The 20,510-nt window shown below is 43.4% G+C and carries 16 protein-coding genes; 5 read left to right on the plus strand and 11 right to left on the minus strand.

The features are described 5' to 3' along the window. Positions 1–54 precede the first annotated feature (54 nt). The 8 genes from spxB to lepB all read right to left on the minus strand — a co-directional run bounded on the left by spxB (position 55) and on the right by lepB (position 9,123). The gene (gene spxB, locus FD44_RS01010) at positions 55–1,806 is read right to left on the minus strand and encodes a pyruvate oxidase (RefSeq protein ID WP_010618999.1); all 1,752 of its coding nucleotides are present in this window, start codon (positions 1,804–1,806) and stop codon (positions 55–57) included. A gap of 113 nt (positions 1,807–1,919) precedes the next feature. After that, positions 1,920–2,675 (minus strand): ABC transporter ATP-binding protein, encoded by a 756-nt coding sequence (locus tag FD44_RS01015; protein ID WP_010619000.1) that lies wholly within the window; start codon positions 2,673–2,675, stop codon positions 1,920–1,922. Further along, a complete protein-coding gene (locus tag FD44_RS01020; RefSeq protein ID WP_010619001.1) occupies positions 2,656–3,618 on the minus strand; it encodes a FecCD family ABC transporter permease in 963 nt (320 codons plus the stop codon). The genes FD44_RS01015 and FD44_RS01020 overlap by 20 nt, the downstream gene beginning before the upstream one ends. Before the next feature lie 4 nt (positions 3,619–3,622). Further along, positions 3,623–4,507 (minus strand): heme ABC transporter substrate-binding protein IsdE, encoded by an 885-nt coding sequence (isdE, locus tag FD44_RS01025; RefSeq protein WP_010619002.1) that lies wholly within the window; start codon positions 4,505–4,507, stop codon positions 3,623–3,625. 13 nt (positions 4,508–4,520) lie between these two features. Then, positions 4,521–5,324, minus strand: coding sequence for an NEAT domain-containing protein (locus tag FD44_RS01030; protein WP_010619003.1), 804 nt, complete (start codon positions 5,322–5,324; stop codon positions 4,521–4,523). Then, positions 5,321–6,535, minus strand: coding sequence for an NEAT domain-containing protein (locus tag FD44_RS01035; protein ID WP_010619004.1), 1,215 nt, complete (start codon positions 6,533–6,535; stop codon positions 5,321–5,323). The genes FD44_RS01030 and FD44_RS01035 overlap by 4 nt, the downstream gene beginning before the upstream one ends. 543 nt (positions 6,536–7,078) lie before the next feature. After that, positions 7,079–8,413 carry a C1 family peptidase gene (locus FD44_RS01040; protein WP_010619005.1) on the minus strand — a complete coding sequence of 445 codons (1,335 nt, stop codon included), beginning with the start codon at positions 8,411–8,413 and terminating at the stop codon, positions 7,079–7,081. A 107-nt stretch (positions 8,414–8,520) separates the two neighbouring features. Continuing rightward, positions 8,521–9,123, minus strand: coding sequence for a signal peptidase I (gene lepB / locus FD44_RS01045; RefSeq protein WP_010619006.1), 603 nt, complete (start codon positions 9,121–9,123; stop codon positions 8,521–8,523). A gap of 130 nt (positions 9,124–9,253) precedes the next feature. Here lepB and FD44_RS01050 point away from each other — a divergent pair, with 130 nt between their 5' ends. The 3 genes from FD44_RS01050 to FD44_RS01060 all read left to right on the plus strand — a co-directional run bounded on the left by FD44_RS01050 (position 9,254) and on the right by FD44_RS01060 (position 11,625). Next, entirely contained in the window at positions 9,254–9,859 is a 606-nt protein-coding gene (locus FD44_RS01050) for a pentapeptide repeat-containing protein (RefSeq protein WP_010619007.1), read from the plus strand. Between the two features lie 14 nt (positions 9,860–9,873). Beyond that, a complete protein-coding gene (locus FD44_RS01055) occupies positions 9,874–11,061 on the plus strand; it encodes a multidrug effflux MFS transporter (RefSeq protein WP_010619008.1) in 1,188 nt (395 codons plus the stop codon). A 63-nt stretch (positions 11,062–11,124) separates the two neighbouring features. Continuing rightward, positions 11,125–11,625, plus strand: coding sequence for an acyl-CoA thioesterase (locus FD44_RS01060; RefSeq protein WP_010619009.1), 501 nt, complete (start codon positions 11,125–11,127; stop codon positions 11,623–11,625). Positions 11,626–11,728: 103 nt separating this feature from the next. On the opposite strand, the gene FD44_RS01065 is transcribed toward FD44_RS01060, so the two are convergent. Next, on the minus strand, positions 11,729–13,207 hold the full coding sequence (locus FD44_RS01065) for a vinyl phenol reductase (protein WP_010619010.1): 1,479 nt from the start codon (positions 13,205–13,207) through the stop codon (positions 11,729–11,731). 174 nt (positions 13,208–13,381) lie between these two features. Here FD44_RS01065 and FD44_RS01070 point away from each other — a divergent pair, with 174 nt between their 5' ends. Both FD44_RS01070 and FD44_RS01075 read left to right on the plus strand, forming a co-directional pair. Next, a complete protein-coding gene (locus tag FD44_RS01070; RefSeq protein ID WP_413052692.1) occupies positions 13,382–14,290 on the plus strand; it encodes a LysR family transcriptional regulator in 909 nt (302 codons plus the stop codon). A 123-nt stretch (positions 14,291–14,413) separates the two neighbouring features. Continuing rightward, a complete protein-coding gene (locus FD44_RS01075) occupies positions 14,414–16,981 on the plus strand; it encodes a YfhO family protein (protein WP_010619012.1) in 2,568 nt (855 codons plus the stop codon). 53 nt (positions 16,982–17,034) lie between these two features. Here the strand turns inward: FD44_RS01075 and mnmG are convergent, their stop codons facing one another. Both mnmG and mnmE read right to left on the minus strand, forming a co-directional pair. Next, complete coding sequence (gene mnmG / locus FD44_RS01080; RefSeq protein ID WP_010619013.1) at positions 17,035–18,948, minus strand: tRNA uridine-5-carboxymethylaminomethyl(34) synthesis enzyme MnmG; 1,914 nt, start codon at positions 18,946–18,948, stop codon at positions 17,035–17,037. A 63-nt stretch (positions 18,949–19,011) separates the two neighbouring features. Next, positions 19,012–20,403, minus strand: coding sequence for a tRNA uridine-5-carboxymethylaminomethyl(34) synthesis GTPase MnmE (gene mnmE, locus FD44_RS01085; RefSeq protein WP_010619014.1), 1,392 nt, complete (start codon positions 20,401–20,403; stop codon positions 19,012–19,014). Positions 20,404–20,510: the final 107 nt, after the last annotated feature.

Consider the following 20,510-nt stretch of genomic DNA (forward strand, 5'->3'; position numbering starts at 1 on the left):
AATTTGTTCTTGCAATTTGGGAACGAATGTTTTGTCCCAGCCCCGCTATTTATTTTATGACTCTTTTTCAAATTCCTTTAAAGTCTTCAACTCTTGTGCATAATAACGTTTGCGGAATCGGCTAATTGCTTCATCAGTGAATTTATCTGGATCTAATTCCAATTTTTCAACGGGAATTGGTCGTTCGCCGGTAATTTGAACATCGATCAAGACCGGTTCACCCCGTTTGGTAATTTCGCGGGCTTCATCAAAGGCTTTCTGTAACTCCGATTGTTTCGTTACGGAAATTCCAGTAACACCATGGGCTTCCGCAACCTTAGCAAAGTCGACGTTCCCCAAACTAACCCCAAAACGGCGCTGCTCATCGTCCTCTTGTTCATCAACGATAAATCCTAATTCCTCATTTTTGAACACGACGTTAATAATTGGCAAGTGATAAAGGTTCTCTGTAATCAAATCTTGCATGACCATCGATTCAGCGCCATCCCCAGCTAAACTGAAAACTTGTTTATCCGGAAAACTAAGCTGGGCTGCAATGGCACCCGGTAGGCCCGAGCCCATTGTTGCAAATAGTCCAGAAGTGTACGAACGCTGCTTACCCGTATTCTTGATGAGTCGAACTGAATTTTGTGTGACATCACCAACATCAATCGAGAAGAGGGCATCATCAGTTGCAATCCGATTGATTTCTTTAAATACTGGCTCGAACCGCAGCTCGCCATCAGTCTTGTTCATCATCTGCTCATTGTAGTCACGCCAGTTGTCTGCGTTGGCAATATTAGCTTGATACCAGTCACTGTCTGCCGCCTTCTCCGCGCGATCATTAAGCTTGCGAAGGGCCTTTTTGGCGTCCGCCCACATCGCAACTTCGGTCTTATGCCGCTTCCCTAAAACGGCAGGATTACTGTCAATTTGAATAAATTTGGCGTTTGGATTAAATAAGATCTCCGCAAATGGGAAATTAGAACCGACAAAGAGAATAAGGTCCGTCTCAGCCATGGCTTCATTTGCAGGCTTTGAGGCCACTCGCATGGCAGAGCCAAGTAAAGCTGGGAAATCATACGGAATGACATCCTTTGCTAAAGCAGCGTAAGCGATTGGCAACTGTAGCTTTTGGGAAAGTTCCATTGCCTCATCGGCTGCGCCACGGACACCCTGTCCAATATATAAAATTGGTTTCTTTGCCTGTTTGATTAACGTCAAGGCGTCATCAACTTGTTCATCGGTTGGCGCAGGCGCTTCCGCCTTACGGAAATTAGCAGCTGCAGAATAGTAGCCATCAGCTGGAATTTCCTTATCTGCTAAATCATTAGGAATCACGACCACTGCTGGTCCATGATTAACGTAGGCCTGACGAACGGCTTCATCAACCACGTGTGGCAGACTTTCCGCCGTCATGACCGTTCGATTATAGACTGCGCCATCCCCAAACAGTTGCGCCTCATCCTGTTCCTGGAAGAAATCCATGTTCATCTGTGCTTGACCAACCTGGCCAACAATAAATAACGTTGGCACCTTATCCATTTTGGCATCGTAAACGCCTTGGTAGAGGTGGGTTGCGCCAGGGCCAGCTGAGCCAAAAGCAACGCCAATTTTACCTGTAACACGACCATCGCTAACAGCTGCCAATGCACCAACTTCTTCGTGACGAACATGAATATATCTGATATGACCCGCTGTTTCTTCATCCCGTAATGCGTAAACGAGGCTATTAATGCTGCCCCCTGGAATTCCGTAAATGTGATCAACGTCCCAACTTTCAAGTGTCTTTAACATTGCAATCCCTGATTTAATTGTTTCTACCATGATAAGACCTCCCAGAAATCTTTCCCTTACTTTTTGTAAGTGCAATCATTCTAATCTTAACCTGTAAAAGATTCAATTAAAAAGGCTTTCAATAAATTTAGCAATATGACCCGTTACACTTGAACGACGTACTGACCGTATCCAGGAACCGTCACAACGTGAACCGTCATCCCAAAGGCTGCTGATAGCAGTGACTCGTTTAATAGCTGTTCTGGTCTACCAGACGCGATTAATTGGCCATTCTTCAACAGCCAAATTTCATCACTAATCTTCATCGCCTGATTGATATCATGCAAAATGAGAATCACCGTCATTTTCTTGTCGGCTTGTAACTTCTGAATGAGGGCCATCAGCTCAGTCTGATACCGAACATCTAAGTACGTTGTCGGCTCATCAAGAAATAGGTATTCTGGCTCCTGTGCAAGCGCCATTGCAATCCAGACCCGCTGCTGTTGCCCACCAGATAGTGACGCAATATTCCGAGTCGCCATTTTCGTCAGCTGAACTTGTTCCAAAAATGGCGCAACCTCTTCATCACTAATTGTAGCTAAAAGTGAATGGAATGGTCGCCGGCCCATTTTAACAACATCACTCACGGTCATTTCATCCAAAACGTGATGCTGTTGAGAAACAATGGCAATTTTAGTCGCCCGTTCTTTCGCATCTAAATCAGCAAGTGGCTGATTATCTACCAAAATCTGGCCGCTATCCGGTATTAATTGGCCCGTCAATAGTTGCAATAGCGTCGTTTTTCCAGCACCATTTGGTCCAATAATTGATAAAATTTTTCCTTGCGGCACCTTCGCAGAGAAGTGGTTGATTAGGGGATGATTCGCGTTATAAGAAAAATTAACTTGCTTTAGTTCCATTAAATCCCCTCCTTTGAACCAAGAAGACTAGGAATGGCCCACCGATAATGGTCATGATTGTGGCAGCTGAGATTTCACTTGGTAGGACAACCAACCGACCAACCGTGTCAACAATCAGTAACAACCACGCGCCGCCCAAAATAGAAAATGGAATCAGCGTTTGATAATCGTGTCCCACTAATTTACGCCCGATGCTGGGAACAATAATGCCGATAAAGGGAATCGTACTGACGGCAGTCGTCACCCCCGCAGAGAGCACGACCACCAAAGTAAGTAAGCTCAATCGAATTAAAGTTGCCGGAACGCCAACACTCGCTAATTGCTGATCCGGCAATTTGAGGTAATTTGCCCAAGGCGCTAATAGAAGCGCCACAAATAAACCAATGCAGCCAATGACCAATAGCGTCAACACTTTTGGCCACGTAATGCCATTAAATCCCGTTACAATTCCAGTACTAATTCCCTGCGTAAATAGCTGCTTAAGGCCAACAAACGTCAAATTTAGCGCCACCCCGACGATAATTAATTTGTATGGGGTTCTCAATGTCTGCTTATTTATTAGAAGCCATAATGCCAATCCACCGCCAATAAACGCCAAAATTAAATTTCGCATTGGAAAAGTTGGCAGGAACAGTCCTCCCAGCAAAATGAGAAGATCACCGCCACTCGTCACACCTAAAATAGTTGGATCTGCCAGTGAATTACTGAAGACTGATTGGCTCAATGCGCCAGCAGCCGCAAGCATCCCCCCACAGATTAAACTCGCAATCCAACGCGGGGCGCGAAAATTCAAAATCGTGTTGACTGCATCAGCATTATTTCCATTTATTGCCCGCCACAAATCAAGCGGTGTCAAAAAATCGACACCGCTCATAAGGGCAACCATACTCGTTATCACTAATCCAATAACAACAACTAAATAAGCAATCGTTTCTTTTTTCATTAGCTTAACCCCTTGGATATAACCAATTTGAAATCCGTTTTAGCGCTGTTGAAGCGTGCATATTCGCCGTTGCATCAAAATCTGGCTCCTGCAAATCGTACACGCGCTGGCTTTTTACTGCAGCCGTTTGTCGCCAAACAGTATTTGTCTTAAACTCCGAGTTAAATTGAGCTGTCACCATTTTTGGCATTGCATGTTCAAGTCGCAAAATAACTTGCGGATTGGCCTTTTTGATGGCTTCATTGCTAGGCTGAATAACTTCTTGGGACTTCGATGTAAAGACGTTTTGTCCCCCAGCCAATCGCACCAAATCGCCAATATACGATTGATTCGTTTCAACCATGTATCCAGCGCCGGGAAGCCCCATTAATACTAAGACTCGTGGTTTAGCGTGCCCATTTGAAGTTCGACGGGCTTGTTTGATTGTTTGATTTATTTGAGCAACTGCTTGGCGACTTTCCGTTTGCCGGTGATAGTGTTTGCCCATTTTCTGAACGGTTTGTTTTAAATCAGCAACACTCGTCAAATTTAGGAAGTGAGGCGTCAAATGTTGTTGCTTAAAGCTCTTCCCAAATTGATCTTTCAGCGTGGTGACTGAATAAATGGCCGTTGGGTGCAAGGATGCAATTTTTTCCGCACTCGGACTCATCGGATTGCCAATTCTAGTCGCCGCTTTATATCGCGCTGGCATTTTATTGCTCGTGGTTGGTACCCCAACCAAGGGCAGCTTGAGTCGATCCGCAATTTGAACCACTGCATATGTGGTTGCAACAATCCGGGGCTGTTTAGTCGCTTTTGACTGCTGATGCATTGCAAAAATACCACCCGAAAACCCGATTATTGCGATCACTCCAATAGTAATTAATGCAATTTTTCGTGGTGATTTCACTTATAACGTCCCCTTATTTTCGATTGAGTAACCAGAGGCTCGTGCCACCAACCACCACAATAATCGCTAAAACGCCCCCAATGAGTAATGGCAAATTAATGCCCGCTTTACTCTTGTCGGGCGAATCTGCCGTCTTCCTCGTTTGATGATTAGCCGTTTGATTGCGTGGTTCTGGCGCGGATGCCACGGAAGATGACTGAGATGAGGAAGAATTTGAATTAACTTTAGTCTTTTGCTTGGACGATGCTGATGAAGCTGCCTTGGGACTTGAACTAGCAGCTTTCGTTGCTGCCTTTTGACTGCCACTACTGCTCGTTGCGCTTGCCTGACTGGTTGATACCGCGGTAGTGGCCTCAGCTTTTTTTCCTAAACTAGGTAGTCCCGTTGTACTAAATTTAAACGTGATTAAGTGCGTCGCCTTGTACACCTTTGGTACATTGATCTTCAATTTTGCGTTAATTTTCTTCTTTAAGTTGGTTGTGGTAAACGTGTAATAGTAGTTGGAGTTCCCTTTTGCATCCTTGTTTTTGCGAATGTTTTTGGGCTTACCGCCATTCACGCTGGTCACCGTTACTGGATAACTTGTTAATTTTTTGGCCGTTCTAATGCGCATTGTCACGACGTACTTGTGGTTCTTAACTTTTACACTGGCGGGATGGACAAAGTAGCCACTCGCAATGGAAGTTTTCGTTGTTCCGTATGTTAATGCCTGATAGTTTAGCGATTTTGCTTGCACCGATTCGGAGCCCACGTGCAGACCTAGTGCCAGTGCAATCAAAGCAATCCCGCTAATTAATAACCAATGAAGGTGTTTCATTTTTGTGCACTCCTTCTATACAATAGACCACCAATAAATGTAAGGGACGTCAAGATGCCAATGACTGAAATGAGTTGCGACTGATGCTCACCCGTTTGGGGTAACTTGTTGGCACTGGCTGTATTTGAAGACTGACTCTTATCTGGTGTTTGGCTATCAGTGGTTGACGTACTATCCGCCTTTGTACTATCTGTTTTTGGTTTATCCGCTCCACTTTTAGCGCCGGCAAATTTGAACCGAACTTCAAAGTCTTGGCTAATATTCATGCTGGGAACCGTCACGTGAATCGTCCCATCAATCACTTTGTCTAAATCAGTTAATGAGTCAACGTTAAAGATGTAAGTGACCGTTTGATTTTTGTCGGTACTTCCATACGTAATATCAGTCACTTTTTGACCTGCAACAGTGAGGGGCACAACTCCTTTACTGCCCATCCCTAAACTTTTGGCGTAACTAACGACCATGGTGACTTTATAACTGCCATCTGAATTTTTAGTAACGGCTGCCTGGTGGGTGTAATACTGGTCCGCCGTGGAAGGTTGATTGCTATCGGCTTGAAGGACTGTATAGGTGAGCGAAGTTTGGGTTGGATCAGAAGCGGCGGAAGCGCTAGATTGAGAATCATCATCTTCCGGTCCGGTAGCAGTCGCATCAACTTCTGAGCTAAAGCTTGACGAACTACTGGATTCTGCCGTTTTGTCTGGGACTGGCGCGGGCGTTGATGATTCTGGTTCGGCCGGCTTTGAAATGAGGTCGTTTTTCTCCCATTCCATTTTTAGTCTTGCAGATTTTAGTCTTGCAGATTCACTCAGTTTTAAATGAAACGCAGGGACTTCTATATCGAATGTCACGGGAACTATGCCAACTTGTGAAGTTAACGTAAAATTTTCATTAGTTATTGTGTCATCAACTTTTTGACTTGAAACTGCTACCCCTCTAGCTGTCATATTTTTTATATACTGTGCGCCATTAACACAGGGAAGTGACACTGAATAATTGCCATTTTTAATGACGACAATGGCCGGTTTGGGAAAATATTGATTCGCTACTGATGCTGTTTCTGTTCCTTGTTTTAGTAGTGAAACTGGTACCGTATACGTTCCATCCGCCAAATTGGCCGCCTGAACATTTTGTGAAGCGGTTACTTTTAACAAGAAAAATAATGTTGCTACCAAACTAATTAGAATAATCCTTAACTTTTTCGATTTCATCTTCTGGTTCTCCCCTGAAATATAATATAAAAACTATTTAAATATTAACACAAAAAAGGAATATTAATAGCTTGCTTGAATACTAATTAACAAATATATTCGGGATAATAGCTCGTTAAAAGTCATTAAATACACGATTATTCTGACTTTCTATTCTAATTAGCATGTTTATATGTGATTTAAATATTATAAATAAAATTGATATTTTATTTTACCATCTGTTTGAAGACAAATATTTTTTATAAAAACAGTAACACGATTAGAACTAAATTTTAATGTGATTAGCTATTTCTTTTCATTAATATAAGCAACACAAAAAGAGCTAATTGCAATTAAGCAATTAGCTCTTTTTCGTAGGAATATATTGGGGATTCCTACTTTATGATACTTCAATATGAAGTAATGTGAAGCAAAATTGGTTGTTAGGTAACTTGGTATGCCTAAACTATAAGAGAAAATAGCTAATAAAACAAGAAAATAACACCTTTTCCCGCCAACTTTTTATTATTTTAAGAATTTCCTTATGGATTTAATAGGTATACTCTACGCTAACGAATCCCACGATGGTAAAATGGTCGGTTCCTGATCTAATACCGCCAAGGTTTCGGCATCTAGATACTTCTTATTGACCACAACTTCATAAACATAATCGTTCATCCAGCTATCAGCCATCACGAAGTAACCCTTATCGCCGTTCTTTTCACCCCAACTATTTTCAACCTTCCAACGGTTAGGCACCCCGTTGACAAGATTGACACCCGTAAAGGTCATCGCATGTGACACATTTGCCTGCCCATATTCAAGGCGTTGGGCCTTCGTCATTGAAAGATCGACATCAAATAGTTCAGATTCCCGATAAAGTTGCGAATCCAGTAATCCTTCAGAACGGTTCATTTGCTCAAGCACGTCATTCCCAAACCACACTGTTTCGCCATCTTGAAGTTGATCAATCGTTGCTTTCTTCATTTTATCAAGCGTCACGTTTAGTAACCGAATTGGCCGACCGCCGACGATGTTTTCCTGACTTGGCAAACGATACAGTTTATTGAAATCCCTATCGGGTGCATTTGATAGGACAACGTAATCATCAAAATTGATATCGAAGTACTTATCATAGAAGGCTTGTGGCGTTAAATTCTCATCCCTGTGATACTTTTTCTCGTCATCGCGATATTCCAAATCAAAGCTAACAGGTGGCTCGCCAAATGAGTAGGCTGCCATTCGATAAACTTCCGATAAAAATTCCTGTCGTTGCGCTGCAATTTCAGTTTCATCTTTGCCATCATGAACAAGTTGTCGTAAAACCATGGCATCTTTTCGCAGCTTCAAATCTAACGCTTCACCAAATGAACTCGAATCATTGGTGTTCGCGGTTTCTGGCATCACATAATCCGGAACAACGCCATACTTTTGGACTAGTGAGGCTGCCATATCCCACTGGCCACCATCTTCACCTGGACGAGCTAGGAATGCGGCGACTGCCCGATCATCAGCAGGCAGTTCAGCGGTATTCAAAATATTATCATAGAAAATATTGGCGCGTTCAACCTTATCCCAGAAAAACAGATAGTTTTGTGAAAGCTCAAAATCCTTGACCTTATATTTAGCACCCATTGCATGCCGCAACGTGTTCAACGTTGCAAATTCCCAGCAACGGCCACTATGACGTTGATTCGTCACTCTTCCAGTTTCTAATTCAACGGAAAATGTTCGGTGCAAACGCGTTAACGCGGCAGTATCCTCTGAAGCCTGTTTAATTCCATTTTTCATGACGGCGCGGCTAATCACCGCTGCCTCCGGTCGTTTATGTAAATCTTCGTGTAACGCAGCCCGCTTTTCGTCGCTTAAGGGCGTGCGATTAAGTAATTTTTCGCTCATGAAAACAGCCTCCTTCAAATAAAAAAGTGCATCCTTTTTAGGGATGCACCAAGTTTAGCGCTGCAAATTTACAAGTGCAACACTTTTATTAAATTTTAATGAGAATTCTAGTAACCGAGTGAGTTCACGTTTGCTCGCTTCGTCTTGGTAGATGACCAAACTGGGACCTTCACAACGCCCGCAATCTTGTCTTTATCAACAAATCCCCAATAGCGACTATCATTAGAAACGCTACGGTGATCACCTAAGACAAAGTATTTTCCCTTTGGTACAGTGACTGAGCCGTTACCCCATTTAAATCGTTTAGACAGTGTCTTCAAGTTCCATGAACTGTGACCAGAACCATCAGTCGTCCCACTTGTTCGCTCGGACTCACTGATAAAGTTTTGCTTAATCTTCTTATTGTTAACGTAAATTGTACCGTTCTTGTAGGACACGGTGTCCCCAGGCAATCCAATCACCCGTTTGACGTAATCCGTGCCAGGCTTGGCGCTAGGATCTTCTCCGTGCGCGTCAAACACGATAACACTGAGGTGCTTTACCTTAGCTTGATTAAAAATCCAAACCCGTTGATTATTTTCTAGGTTGGGCTGCATCGATGGGCCATCAACCTTCACTGGAGATAATACATAGTTCTTTAATAAGAGTGCCAACAACAACCCAATTGCAATTGGAATCACCCAACTAAAAATCTCTCTTAATACTTTCATTTTATAATATATGCTCCCGTTATTATTTCGTTTATTTTTAATTTAACTAGGCAACAAACGGCCAACAGTATAATATTAACATTAAACCTACTTTTACTAAAACTAATTTACTCAATTTTAAGGAGTTACCATGCCAAATAATACCGTGGAACATCAGACGTTATCGCTGGATGACGTGGAAACGAATTACCGATACGTTGATTGTACGTTTACGTACTCCAATAAGTCAATTCGATTGACCAACGTCACGCTCAGCCATTGCAAATTCGAGCAATCTAACTTTGACGATGCCGAATGGAGTGGTTGCACGCTTGATCATCTCGACTGGCTCAATATCACCGCCCACAATAACGCCTTTTTCGATTGCGTTTTTCAGGACAGCCTTTTGATGGGCGCCGACTTTACTGGCAGCCAGTTCAAACGAACCACTTTTGATTCCTGCAAGGCAACCTACCTGAATTTGAGTGAAACAGGAATCGAAGCAGTCACATTTAACGAGTCGCAATTAATTGATTCGGCCTTTCAAGCAATCAAGGTCAAAAAGCACCTCACTTTCAAGGGCTGCGAGCTAACGGGAATCGATTTATCCGATTCTAATTTGAGCAAAGTCGACATTTCGGCATCCTACTTCGACACCTTGCAACTAACGCTCGACCGCATTGCTGGCCTAACGATTAGTCCACTTCAAGCGACTCAAATCATTACCCTTTTAGGCGTCAAAATCAGTGATAGATAAAGGAGTCCTCATTCGTGTCAGAAACAGCCACACCAAAAAATTCACTTTGGTTCTCGATTTTGTTGGGAACCTTAAGTGCCACGGGTCCACTCGCTATTGACCTTTACTTACCTGCCTTACCGCAGATGACGACTGAATTACAAACAACGACTTCGCTGGCGCAGCTGAGCATTACGAGTTGCTTAATTGGACTTGCGATTGGGCAAATTATTATTGGCGGTCTAAGTGATCATTTTGGGCGCAAAAATCCACTCATCATAGGCTTCTTTCTGTTTGGCCTAGCCTCACTTGCCATTTCATTCACGTCATCAATTACGCTACTAATTATCTTGCGGTTTGTGCAGGGAATCTGTGGTGCAAGTGGTCAGGTCCTGTCTCGAGCCGTTGCCCGCGACTTATTCTCCGGCCACAAATTAACTCGCTTCTATGCCATTTTAAATTCAATTAACGGGGTCTTCCCAATCATTGCGCCAATTATTGGTGGCCTGATGATCCATTTTATGCCGTGGCAGGGAGTGTTCGTCCTGTTGGGCATTATCGGCTTCGTCCTGGTTGTCCTCATCATGGTTGGCTTACCCGAAACCCTGCCAACTGAGCATCGAACCGTTGGCAACTTTTGGCAGTCCCTCAAGGGGATGGGCAGCGTCTTCTCAATTCCCCATTTTGCCACCTGGACGATTGCAACTGGCTTAATATATGGTGCTTTGTTCAGTTACATTTCGGCGTCATCGTTCATCTTTGAAAAAACGTTCCACCTCAGTCCTCAGATTTTCAGTTTGTTCTATGCGCTAAATGGGCTGGGAATGATTCTCGGTAACAACATCCCCGGCTGGCTAACGGCGCGTTACTCTGACCGTACACAGGTTAGAGGGGCCTTAATTGTCACTATTTTGGCAAGTGCCGGATTACTGATTAGCGCCACCATGAAGCCCCAACTAATGGTTGTTGTCGCATTGATCTGGGTGTTTGTGATTATGAACGGAATGCTGCTGACGTTAACAACTTCCATCATTATGAATCTCACCGATCGCCATGCAGGTAGTGCCTCTGCAATGGTGGGTCTATCCCAAAATGCCTTCGGGAGCATCGCCTCACCGTTAGTCGGCGTTCTGGGAACTGGCTATGCACCAATGGCCGGATTGATTATGCTGACCAATTTGGGTGCATTAGGCTTGATGGGGCGAAAGAAAAAGACGACTTAACGATTTTGGCATTCCACCTACAATCAGGTACAATTGAGTTAATATCGAATTGGAGGAATTACTATGTCAGCCAAACAACTTACGTGTAACGAGACGTTCGCCAGTGCAAGTCACCGAATCTTTTTATCTGATCTAAATGAGCACGAAACCGTTTTTGGTGGTCGAATTCTGTCATGGGTTGATGATAGTGCCTCCATTTCTTGCGAGCGAGCCTCCCGACAAGTGACCGTCACCGCTAGTCTCGACCACATCAACTTCATTCACCCAGTTGTCCTTCAGGATGGCTTGGATCTTCAATCCTACGTTACCGGCGCTGGCCATCGCTCTCTTGAAGTATTCGTCAAAGGAGTTGGAGAACACTTATTAACCGGCGAGAAATTTTTAGCCTTCTCCTGTTTCTCTACCTTTGTGACGCTGAGCAAAAGTCCAAATCCTGCCCTACCGGAAATAGTGCCAGTTACTGACGAGCAAAAATTCATTTGTGCTGGTTATGATGAGCGCAACGCGGCACGGAAGGCTGGTCGTGCGGTTCAGAAAGATTTGATGGATCATTTAGAATTGTAATATCGACTAAAAAGTGGCCGAGACAAAACAAAAGTTTTGTCTCGGCCACATCTTTTTACTATTACTTTTCCTAATCAGGCTCCAAAAGGCACCTTCTATATTATTAACTATTTATTTTTTCAGTCTTAACATACTTTGCTGCATTTCGACCCGAGTTACGGCCTGAATAGAAGGCGAACCCAACACAGGTTCCAGGCATGTTTGGACCATAAGTATCTCCGGCAAGGCCAGCTGAATCATTACCACCTGCGTATAAGCCCTCAATAACAGTTCCCTTCTCGTCCTCAACCTCATTTTCAGGTGTAACTTGTAAGCCACCCATCGTACAGAAAGCGCCAACGTTCAACTTAAACCCATAGAACGGACCCTTTGCAACGGGAACAAGGTACTCGGCATCCTTACCAAAGTCACCATCAACGCCGTTCTCGCAATAGCCATTATAGTCTTTAACCGTCTCCGTCAATTGGCTAACGGATAGGCCCATCTTTTGAGCAAGTTCTTCGACTGTGTCCGCTTTAAAAATGAAAGGCTTGTTGGCTGCAACTGCTTCATCAATCTCATCCTGCAGCTTTACCATCTTTTCACCACGTTTGACGTAAACGCCTAAGCCCATGAAGTTACCGTCCTTAGCCATTTTATCAATCACGCCTTGATCCAAAATACTGTAGGTTTCATTTTGCGTGTAAAGCGCGTTTCCGGCATATGAGAAATTGTAAACAACGGATTCATCAACGAATCGTTTCCCATCTTCGTTTACCCAAAGAAGCGGTTGTTGACCGGCAGCGGTGTTCATCTGGGATGCCATAAATTTGAAAGCTGGCTCATCTGGATCCTTTAGGTAGCCGCCAAATAGCATTGCTAATCCTGTTCCATATTGCTTAGCACCCACGTTCCAGGCCAAATTCAATCCATCGCCAGTTCCCTTGCCTGAACTAACAGGAATTAAACGTGAATCATCATAATGGGTGAGATTTTTGATCATCTCTGGATTATTTAGGTAACCACCAGTTGCGAGAACGACTGATTTCGTTTTGATATCTTCAGACTCACCAGACTTAACGTCCTTAATTGTGATGGCATCAATTGCGCCCTCACCGTCACGATGTAACTTAGTGGCCGTTGTCAGGGTCAATAGCTCAACGCCAAGCTTTTCCGCCTTAGGTTGTAAAGCATCGTGAATAACAGCGTTGCCCATCCCTTTGTAAATGTGCCAAGTCGCTTCACCGGCACCCATGGCTTGGACGCCTTCGTATTCGACACCTTGGTCCTTCAACCATTTGACGGTGTCAGCACTATCGTCCACGTAACGGCGCCAAATACGAGAATCAGCGCGATACTTAGAATACTCGACCTCTTCCTTGAGAACTTCCGTCCCAGAAACATGGATTCCCTGTTCCTTTTGAAGGTATGAATCAACGGCGAACAAGCCTTCCGTGTAGTTACTACTCCCGCCAGTGCTCTTTCCTTTTTCAAGTAGTAAAACTGAGGCGCCATTTTGGGCAGCCTCTAAGGCAGCTGAAGTTCCAGCTGCACCAGTTCCAACAACGACAACATCATATTCTGTTTTTTTACTGATTGTCATGGTAAAACCTCCATCTATATAGTGAATAATTGAGCATTAATTTGAAAACAATCCCCATCCCATGTAGAATTAATAAGATCGTAATTGCTATTTCGACTACATCATAAAGCGTTTACATTTTGATTAAAACGGGGATAAAAGTTCGGTACCCGAACTTTTAGTTCTCCTACTGGAGTGAATAATTTGGATATCAATTTATTAAAAACCTTTCTTAGTGTCGTTCAGTTAGGTAGCTTTTCCAAAGTTGCTGATAAGGAATTTCTATCACAGCGGGCCGTTTCAAAACAGATTTCCAAATTAGAGGCCGATCTTGGTGTTGCTTTATTTACTAGAAACGCGAACCAAATCCAACTAACGCCGCAGGGAAAATTCTTTTTTTCATCCGCTCAAGATATCGTCAATAACTATTCAACAGCCGTCTCTGAGCTAAATCAAATGAACCAACAATCTCCGGAAACGTTGCGGTTAGGCTACTTTTCAGCATTTGAAAAACAATTATTAGAAAATGCACTCTTTCCCGTCGTCGCCAATCATCCCAATCTGCATTTAACGGTACGAGAAGAGAGCAACGAACATTTAACTGAAAGTGTCTCAAATGGCAGCCTGGACGCTGCACTTTCCATCTCATATGGGCGGCCCGCTTTGGCGTCCACCTCCCGCTTGACGGAGAAACCTATTTTTCAAGGTGAAATGGTCATGGGCGTTAGTAATCTCGATCCGTTGAGCCAACAAACCGCGCTCAGTCCAGCTGACTTGGCTGACAAATCCATTCTCTACTACAGTCCGGAAAGCTCCACCTTTTTGTTGGAAAGCTTTCTTGCGAGCGTCCCCTTCATCACAAACTTTGAACAGATCAAACGGGTAACGAGCCTTGAGCAAATGGCACTACTAGTATCGCTTAACCAAGCATTTGCCTTTTTCCCGCAAGGACTCATTGCTGGTACCAACCAGGAACTGGCTAACCTGACCCTTTTGCCAATTTCTGACAGCAAAAGTCAAACCTATCAGATCGTGGTGATTTATAATACAGAAAATAAGAATCCAAATTTAAAACGCTTTTTGAAAACATTACCAAAAGACTAATTTTACCTAAAAATTTTAATGGATTACTAAAGAATCAATTATCAATTACGAACAAGTGGTGTAATGAATTCAGTCATTCGGTCAGGGGAAACTGACACTTGTTGCAAATTCGGGGGTATTTTCTTGGAGTCATTTAAAACAAAACACGTTAATTCTAAATGGTCGTTATCCGGCCTAGCATTTGTCATACCGTTTATCATGGTTTGTATCGTTTTTGCATCAAAAAAAATCACACCTTTTGGCAGCCATAACCTGCTCTTCAGTGACATGGGTGCCCAGTATTTACCATTCTTATCTGCATTTCGGCACCAACTATTAACGCATGGCGTTCACTTATTTTCCTTTGGGTTATCGCTTGGTGACAACGTAACGCCACTAATTGCCTATTATTTATTGAGTCCGTTTAATTTACTCGTTTTACTATTTCCACAAAATCTATTACCGACTACGATTAGTGTGATCATTATTTTTAAAATTGCATCAATCGGGTTAACAACCAGTATTTTTTTGAGACGCGTTTATCAGTCAACTAGTTATTCAATCGTCTGGTTCTCCACCGCCTTTAGCCTGTGTGGCTTTGTTGCCATGAATTTTTACACAATTATGTGGCTGGATGCCCTCATTTTATTGCCTTTAGTGGCACTTGGAATCCATCGACTCATTGATAAAAATCGATTTGATTTATATATCGTGACACTTTTATTAAGTATCGTGACCAACTACTATTTGGGCTATATGACTTGCCTATTTTCCGTGCTGTACTTCTGCTACCTTATTTTCAAAAATTCAGAAGTCCGCTTTACTGCCACTTTGAAACAGTCATTGACTAAGATCCGGGACTTCTTTAGCGCCTCCCTGCTAACTGGGGGTGTAAGTGCCATCTTGTTGATTCCCACTTTTAAGGCGATGCTGGCTACCGGAAAAGGCACCTTTGATGCAGCCAGCTTCAATTTGTTACCGACATTTGGGCTTGGCGCACTGTCACAGCTTGAACCCGCAAGTAGTAACTACCTCATCCGTATTTTTCACTATCCCAGTTTCTATGTGGGCATACTGGTCTTTCTTTTGCTTATTACGTACTACTACACTGAGGAAATTCCTCAGCACTACAAAAATATGTCGGCGGGTCTACTGGGTATTTTGTTTTTAAGCATGTGGGTGCGTGTCCTCAATACCGGCTGGCATATGCTTCAGCAACCTGCTGGCTTTCCATTTCGAAACGTCTTTTACTTTTCATTCGTGTGCGTCTTTTTAGCTTTTGAAGCATGGCAAACGCACCCAGGAAAGGTGTTAAACGACATGCAAAAGTTGGCGGTGATTGGGACAGCCATTGGCATTATCGTTCTCGGCAAAATTGGATTCTTCATTGATGCCAAAATTGTCGGTCCCGACTTTTCTTCCACAATTACGCGGTTAGCTCCTCCGATTCACTTAACACTGCTGACCTGCCTGCTGATCATTATTGAGGCCACTTTCCTATTTTTAAAGCGCCAAACCTACACAACATTGACCATCATTACCCTCATTTCGTTCGCTGAAATCGGCGGTAACTTCTTCAAATCAATGTATGGGATGGCCTTTGGTAATCAGCAACTCTATTCCAAATACTTCCAAATTGAGTACAATCAGCTAGATAAACTAACGGACAAAGATCAATCATTTTACCGGTTGAATAATCAAAGTTCACTGGTCGATGCAGCGATGGGAACTAAATATAATAACTATAATGATTCGCTGTTATTTAACTATTTTGGTGTAAGCTCATACAGCTCCACGCTAGATAATCAAACGCGCGATATGCTCCACCGACTTGGCTTATTCAGCAAAAACGTCCGTAGAATTTCCTCACAGGGTATCTCACCACTCGTCGATACCTTACTTGCGATGAAATACACCAACTATCCGAATCAACCTTCACCAATGCGGAATCCCAATTACGCTGGAATCGGCTTCTCAACTCCCGAGAACCTTGCAACCGTTAATTTATCAACCAATATTTATCAAAACCAATTACGCTTACTAAAGCAACTTAACGCCCCTGCGCAAACGATTCTGCCGCCAACAATTCTTAGCGAACAGGTCACGAGGTCGCAGGAAAATCCAACTAACTATTTGCACACCCTGCGCCTGAAGGTTGCCACAACGGGACCACTATTTGGCTATTCAAGTCATGTCATTTATCCAAGTCTCCGGATAAACGGCATCAATCAGCCCCCTCGAATCCATGCTACCGGTCACCGATATTTAATGAAGTTCGGGTCTCATCGTAAAAATGAACTCGTGACGATTTCATTTGCTAGTAAGCATCAGCACTTGAGTCACAACACCCAATTCTTCTCATACGACGAGAAAAAATACGCCACCTTTATCAGGAGTCTGAGGATTCGCCAGTTCAAATTAGATTCAGTTTCAACCCCAACCCACATCTCTGGAATGGCAACTGGCACAACTAAAAATAAGATCCTCTTCCTTTCCATTCCAAAGGAAACTGGCTGGTCCGCGAAAGTAAACGGCAAATCGGTTCAAATTAAATCGGTTGCCTCTCACTTGATGGGCATCCCGCTCAAACAGGGCAATAACGCCGTCAATTTAACGTATACGGTCCCAGGCTTCAAAGCCGGAGCCATCATCTCAACGATTTCTCTTCTCGGCCTCTGCCTGTTTACGTGGCAAGTTCGGCGTAAAAAATAATCAAAAAATCGTCAATTCTATTAAGTTAGAATTGACGATTTTTTGATTGATATTTAGTTTGCGATTTTTGCGATTTTTCCCTGTTCAATATAAACCGTTAAGATTGCAATATCAGCGGGATTAACACCACTAATTCGAGTTGCTTGGGCAATCGTAACTGGTCGAATCTTATTCAATTTCTGGTGGGCTTCAGTGGCCAAACCATCAATTGCATCATAATCAATTCGATCAGGAATCTTCTTATCTTCCATTTTCTTCATTCGGGCAACGTTAGCTTCCGCCTTTTTGATGTACCCAGCATACTTAATTCGAACTTCAACTTGCTCCACAACGCGGCGGTCAAGAGGTTCTGCTGATGCTGGAATAAATTTCAATAAGTCATTGTATGAAACGAGTGGTCGACGAAGAAATTCTGCGGCCAAAACGCCATCCTTCAATGCCTTTTCGTTATGAGACTCAACGAATGCATTAACTTCAGCTGATGGCTTAACTCGAACGCTATTGAGGCGCTCAAGTTCTGTTTCAACTGCTTGCTTCTTCGCTTCAAACTTAGCAAGTCGGTCATCCGAAATTAGGCCAAGATCATAGCCCTTTTCAGTTAACCGCATGTCAGCGTTATCGTGACGTAAAATCAAGCGATACTCTGCTCGACTCGTCAATAGACGATATGGCTCGTTGGTTCCCTTTGTAACAAGGTCATCAATCATAACGCCAATATAAGCCTCTGATCGTTTCAAGGTAAATTGACCCTTGTCTAGCGCACGTAATCCAGCGTTGATTCCGGCAATCAGTCCTTGACCAGCTGCCTCTTCGTAACCAGAAGTTCCGTTGGTTTGGCCAGCGGTATAGAGGTTCTTGATGAGCTTAGTTTCCAGGGTTGGCTTTAATTGGTATGGTGAGACGACATCGTACTCAATTGCATATCCGGGACGCATCATTTCGGCATTTTCTAATCCCTTGATGGAGTGAAGAATTTTCTGCTGAATTTCCTCTGGCATCGAAGTTGAGAGACCTTGAACGTACCATTCCTTGGTGTGACGACCTTCTGGTTCCAAAAATAGTTGGTGCCGCTTCTTGTCCGCAAAACGAACAATCTTATCCTCAATTGAAGGACAGTAGCGGGGGCCAACCCCTTCGATAACACCTGAGAACATGGGTGCCCGGTCGAGATTATCCCGAATAATTTTATGAGTCGTCTCGTTCGTGTACGTGAGCCAACATGAGAGTTGATTTTTCAGTGAAAGATAGTCTTCATCTGAAGATTCAAAACTAAAGTGGTTCACATCTTCATCACCAGGTTGCTCTTCTGTTTCATCATAGTTAATGGTTGTTCCATCAACCCGTGGTGGTGTTCCAGTTTTGAATCTGACCAAATTAAGGCCCAGATCCTTTAAGTTTTCAGATAGTTTCATCGCTGGTTGTGAGTTGTTAGGGCCAGAAGAATACATCAATTCGCCAATGATAATCTTCCCGCGAGCGGCAGTTCCGGAACTGACCACAACCGCCTTTGCGTGATACTTTGCACCGGTATTTGTGATAACGCCACGGCACTCGCCATCCTCAACGATTAGCTCATCAACGATTCCTTGACGCAAGGTCAAGTTCGGTTCATTTTCGATGGTGTTTTTCATTTCCGCATGGTAAGCATGCTTGTCAGCCTGTGCTCGTAAAGCACGTACGGCTGGACCCTTACCCGTATTCAGCATTCTCATCTGAACGTAGGTCTTATCGATGTTGCGTCCCATTTCGCCACCAAGGGCGTCAATTTCGCGAACAACGATTCCCTTTGCCGGCCCACCAACTGATGGATTACATGGCATGAAGGCGACCATGTCCAAATTAATCGTCATCAAAAGGGTTTTGTTCCCCATTCGGGCAGCTGCAAGAGCCGCTTCTGATCCTGCGTGCCCAGCACCAACGACGATAACATCGTATTCCTCGCCACTATAGGCTTTTACCCCAGTCATTTCTTTTCTCCTTTTAAATTGTTTCATGTGAAACATTTTTGATTGTTTGGGTGACACTTTTACTTACTTTCCGACACAAAATTGACTAAATAACTGATCAAGCAGTTCGTCTTGATAACTGTCACCCGTAATTTCACCCAGTAGGTTCCAGCAACGGGTCATATCAATTTGCACAAGGTCAACGGGCATCCCTGCTGCGATACCGTGAAGCACGTCTCCTAAAGCATCGTTGGCCTGATTAAGTAAGCCAATGTGACGAGCATTTGTCACCATAACGCTGTTTTGATTGCTCTCAATACCCTCATCAAAGAATAGACTTGCGATTCGTTCCTCAAGTTGATCTAATCCTTGGTTGGTTAGAACGGAGGTCCCGATAATATCTTCCGGTTTTGCCCAGTCAGCCAAATCTTCATTGGACACTTTTCGCTCCAAATCGGTCTTGTTTAAAATGATGAGTCGCTTGTCATCATCCGTAATATCAAGCAAATTACGATCTTCATCAGTTAGTGGCTCACTCGCATTAATGACGACCAATACCAAATCTGCCGTATTGATTGCTTTTCGTGACCGTTCGACACCAATTTTTTCAACTTTGTCTTCGGTATCTCGGATTCCTGCCGTATCAACCAATTTCAACGGAACACCGCGAACATTAACGAATTCTTCGATAACATCCCGTGTCGTTCCCGCAACGTCAGTGACAATTGCCTTGTCCTCATGAAGCAAATGGTTCAAAAGACTTGATTTCCCAACGTTAGGACGTCCCACAATGGCAGTTGCTAATCCATCACGAAGCACTTTTCCCTGTTTTGCGGTTTTTAACAATCGCTCAATTGACTGACGAACCTCAGTTGCTTTTTCTCTCAGTAATTTGGTAGTTAACGTTTCGACGTCATCATATTCTGGATAATCGATGTTAACTTCAACTTGAGCCAACACTTCCAAAATATCTTGGCGCAAATTCTTAATTAGCCGTGACAAACTGCCATCTAGTTGGTTCAGGGCAACCTTCATCGACTTGTCCGTTTTTGCGCGAATCAAGTCCATAACTGCCTCTGCCTGAGATAAATCTAATCGGCCATTCAAAAAGGCCCGTTTTGTAAATTCACCTGGTTCGGCCATTCGTGCGCCATTACTCAAAATTAGCTGCAAGATTTCATTTGTCGCAACTAACCCACCGTGACAGTTAACTTCTACCACGTCTTCTTTAGTGTACGTTTTAGGTGCCCGCATTACTGAAACCATAACCTCGTCTACTTCATCTTTGGTTTTTGGTTCAATAATGTGACCATAATTAATGGTATGACTGGCAACCTTTGCCAAGTCTTTGCCTCTATATACTTTTTCTACAATGCTGATTGCGTCCTCACCACTCACTCGAATGATGGAAATACCGCCTTCGCCAGGTGGCGTTGCAACGGCTGCAATCGTATCAAATTCAGTTGTCGTTGACATACTTTGTACCTCCTAATTGCTCATGACTGCACAAAAAAAGTGCCCACTCCATGCCACCTAATAGCATGGATAAAGCACTTTGACTACTTTATCTTTTAAGATAAGAA

It is taken from the genome of Secundilactobacillus malefermentans DSM 5705 = KCTC 3548 (genome assembly GCF_001436395.1).
Classification (GTDB): domain Bacteria; phylum Bacillota; class Bacilli; order Lactobacillales; family Lactobacillaceae; genus Secundilactobacillus; species Secundilactobacillus malefermentans.

Bases quoted from the DNA above. Each gene is read 5' to 3' on its own strand.
- FD44_RS01020 (WP_010619001.1), bottom strand. From the start codon at position 3,618: ATGAAAAAAGAAACGATTGCTTATTTAGTTGTTGTTATTGGATTAGTG.
- FD44_RS01050 (WP_010619007.1), top strand. From the start codon at position 9,254: ATGCCAAATAATACCGTGGAACATCAGACGTTATCGCTGGATGACGTG.
- FD44_RS01035 (WP_010619004.1), bottom strand. From the start codon at position 6,535: ATGAAATCGAAAAAGTTAAGGATTATTCTAATTAGTTTGGTAGCAACA.
- mnmE (WP_010619014.1), bottom strand. From the start codon at position 20,403: ATGTCAACGACAACTGAATTTGATACGATTGCAGCCGTTGCAACGCCA.
- lepB (WP_010619006.1), bottom strand. From the start codon at position 9,123: ATGAAAGTATTAAGAGAGATTTTTAGTTGGGTGATTCCAATTGCAATT.
- FD44_RS01030 (WP_010619003.1), bottom strand. From the start codon at position 5,324: ATGAAACACCTTCATTGGTTATTAATTAGCGGGATTGCTTTGATTGCA.
- FD44_RS01015 (WP_010619000.1), bottom strand. From the start codon at position 2,675: ATGGAACTAAAGCAAGTTAATTTTTCTTATAACGCGAATCATCCCCTA.
- FD44_RS01065 (WP_010619010.1), bottom strand. From the start codon at position 13,207: ATGACAATCAGTAAAAAAACAGAATATGATGTTGTCGTTGTTGGAACT.
- spxB (WP_010618999.1), bottom strand. From the start codon at position 1,806: ATGGTAGAAACAATTAAATCAGGGATTGCAATGTTAAAGACACTTGAA.
- FD44_RS01060 (WP_010619009.1), top strand. From the start codon at position 11,125: ATGTCAGCCAAACAACTTACGTGTAACGAGACGTTCGCCAGTGCAAGT.
- mnmG (WP_010619013.1), bottom strand. From the start codon at position 18,948: ATGACTGGGGTAAAAGCCTATAGTGGCGAGGAATACGATGTTATCGTC.
- FD44_RS01040 (WP_010619005.1), bottom strand. From the start codon at position 8,413: ATGAGCGAAAAATTACTTAATCGCACGCCCTTAAGCGACGAAAAGCGG.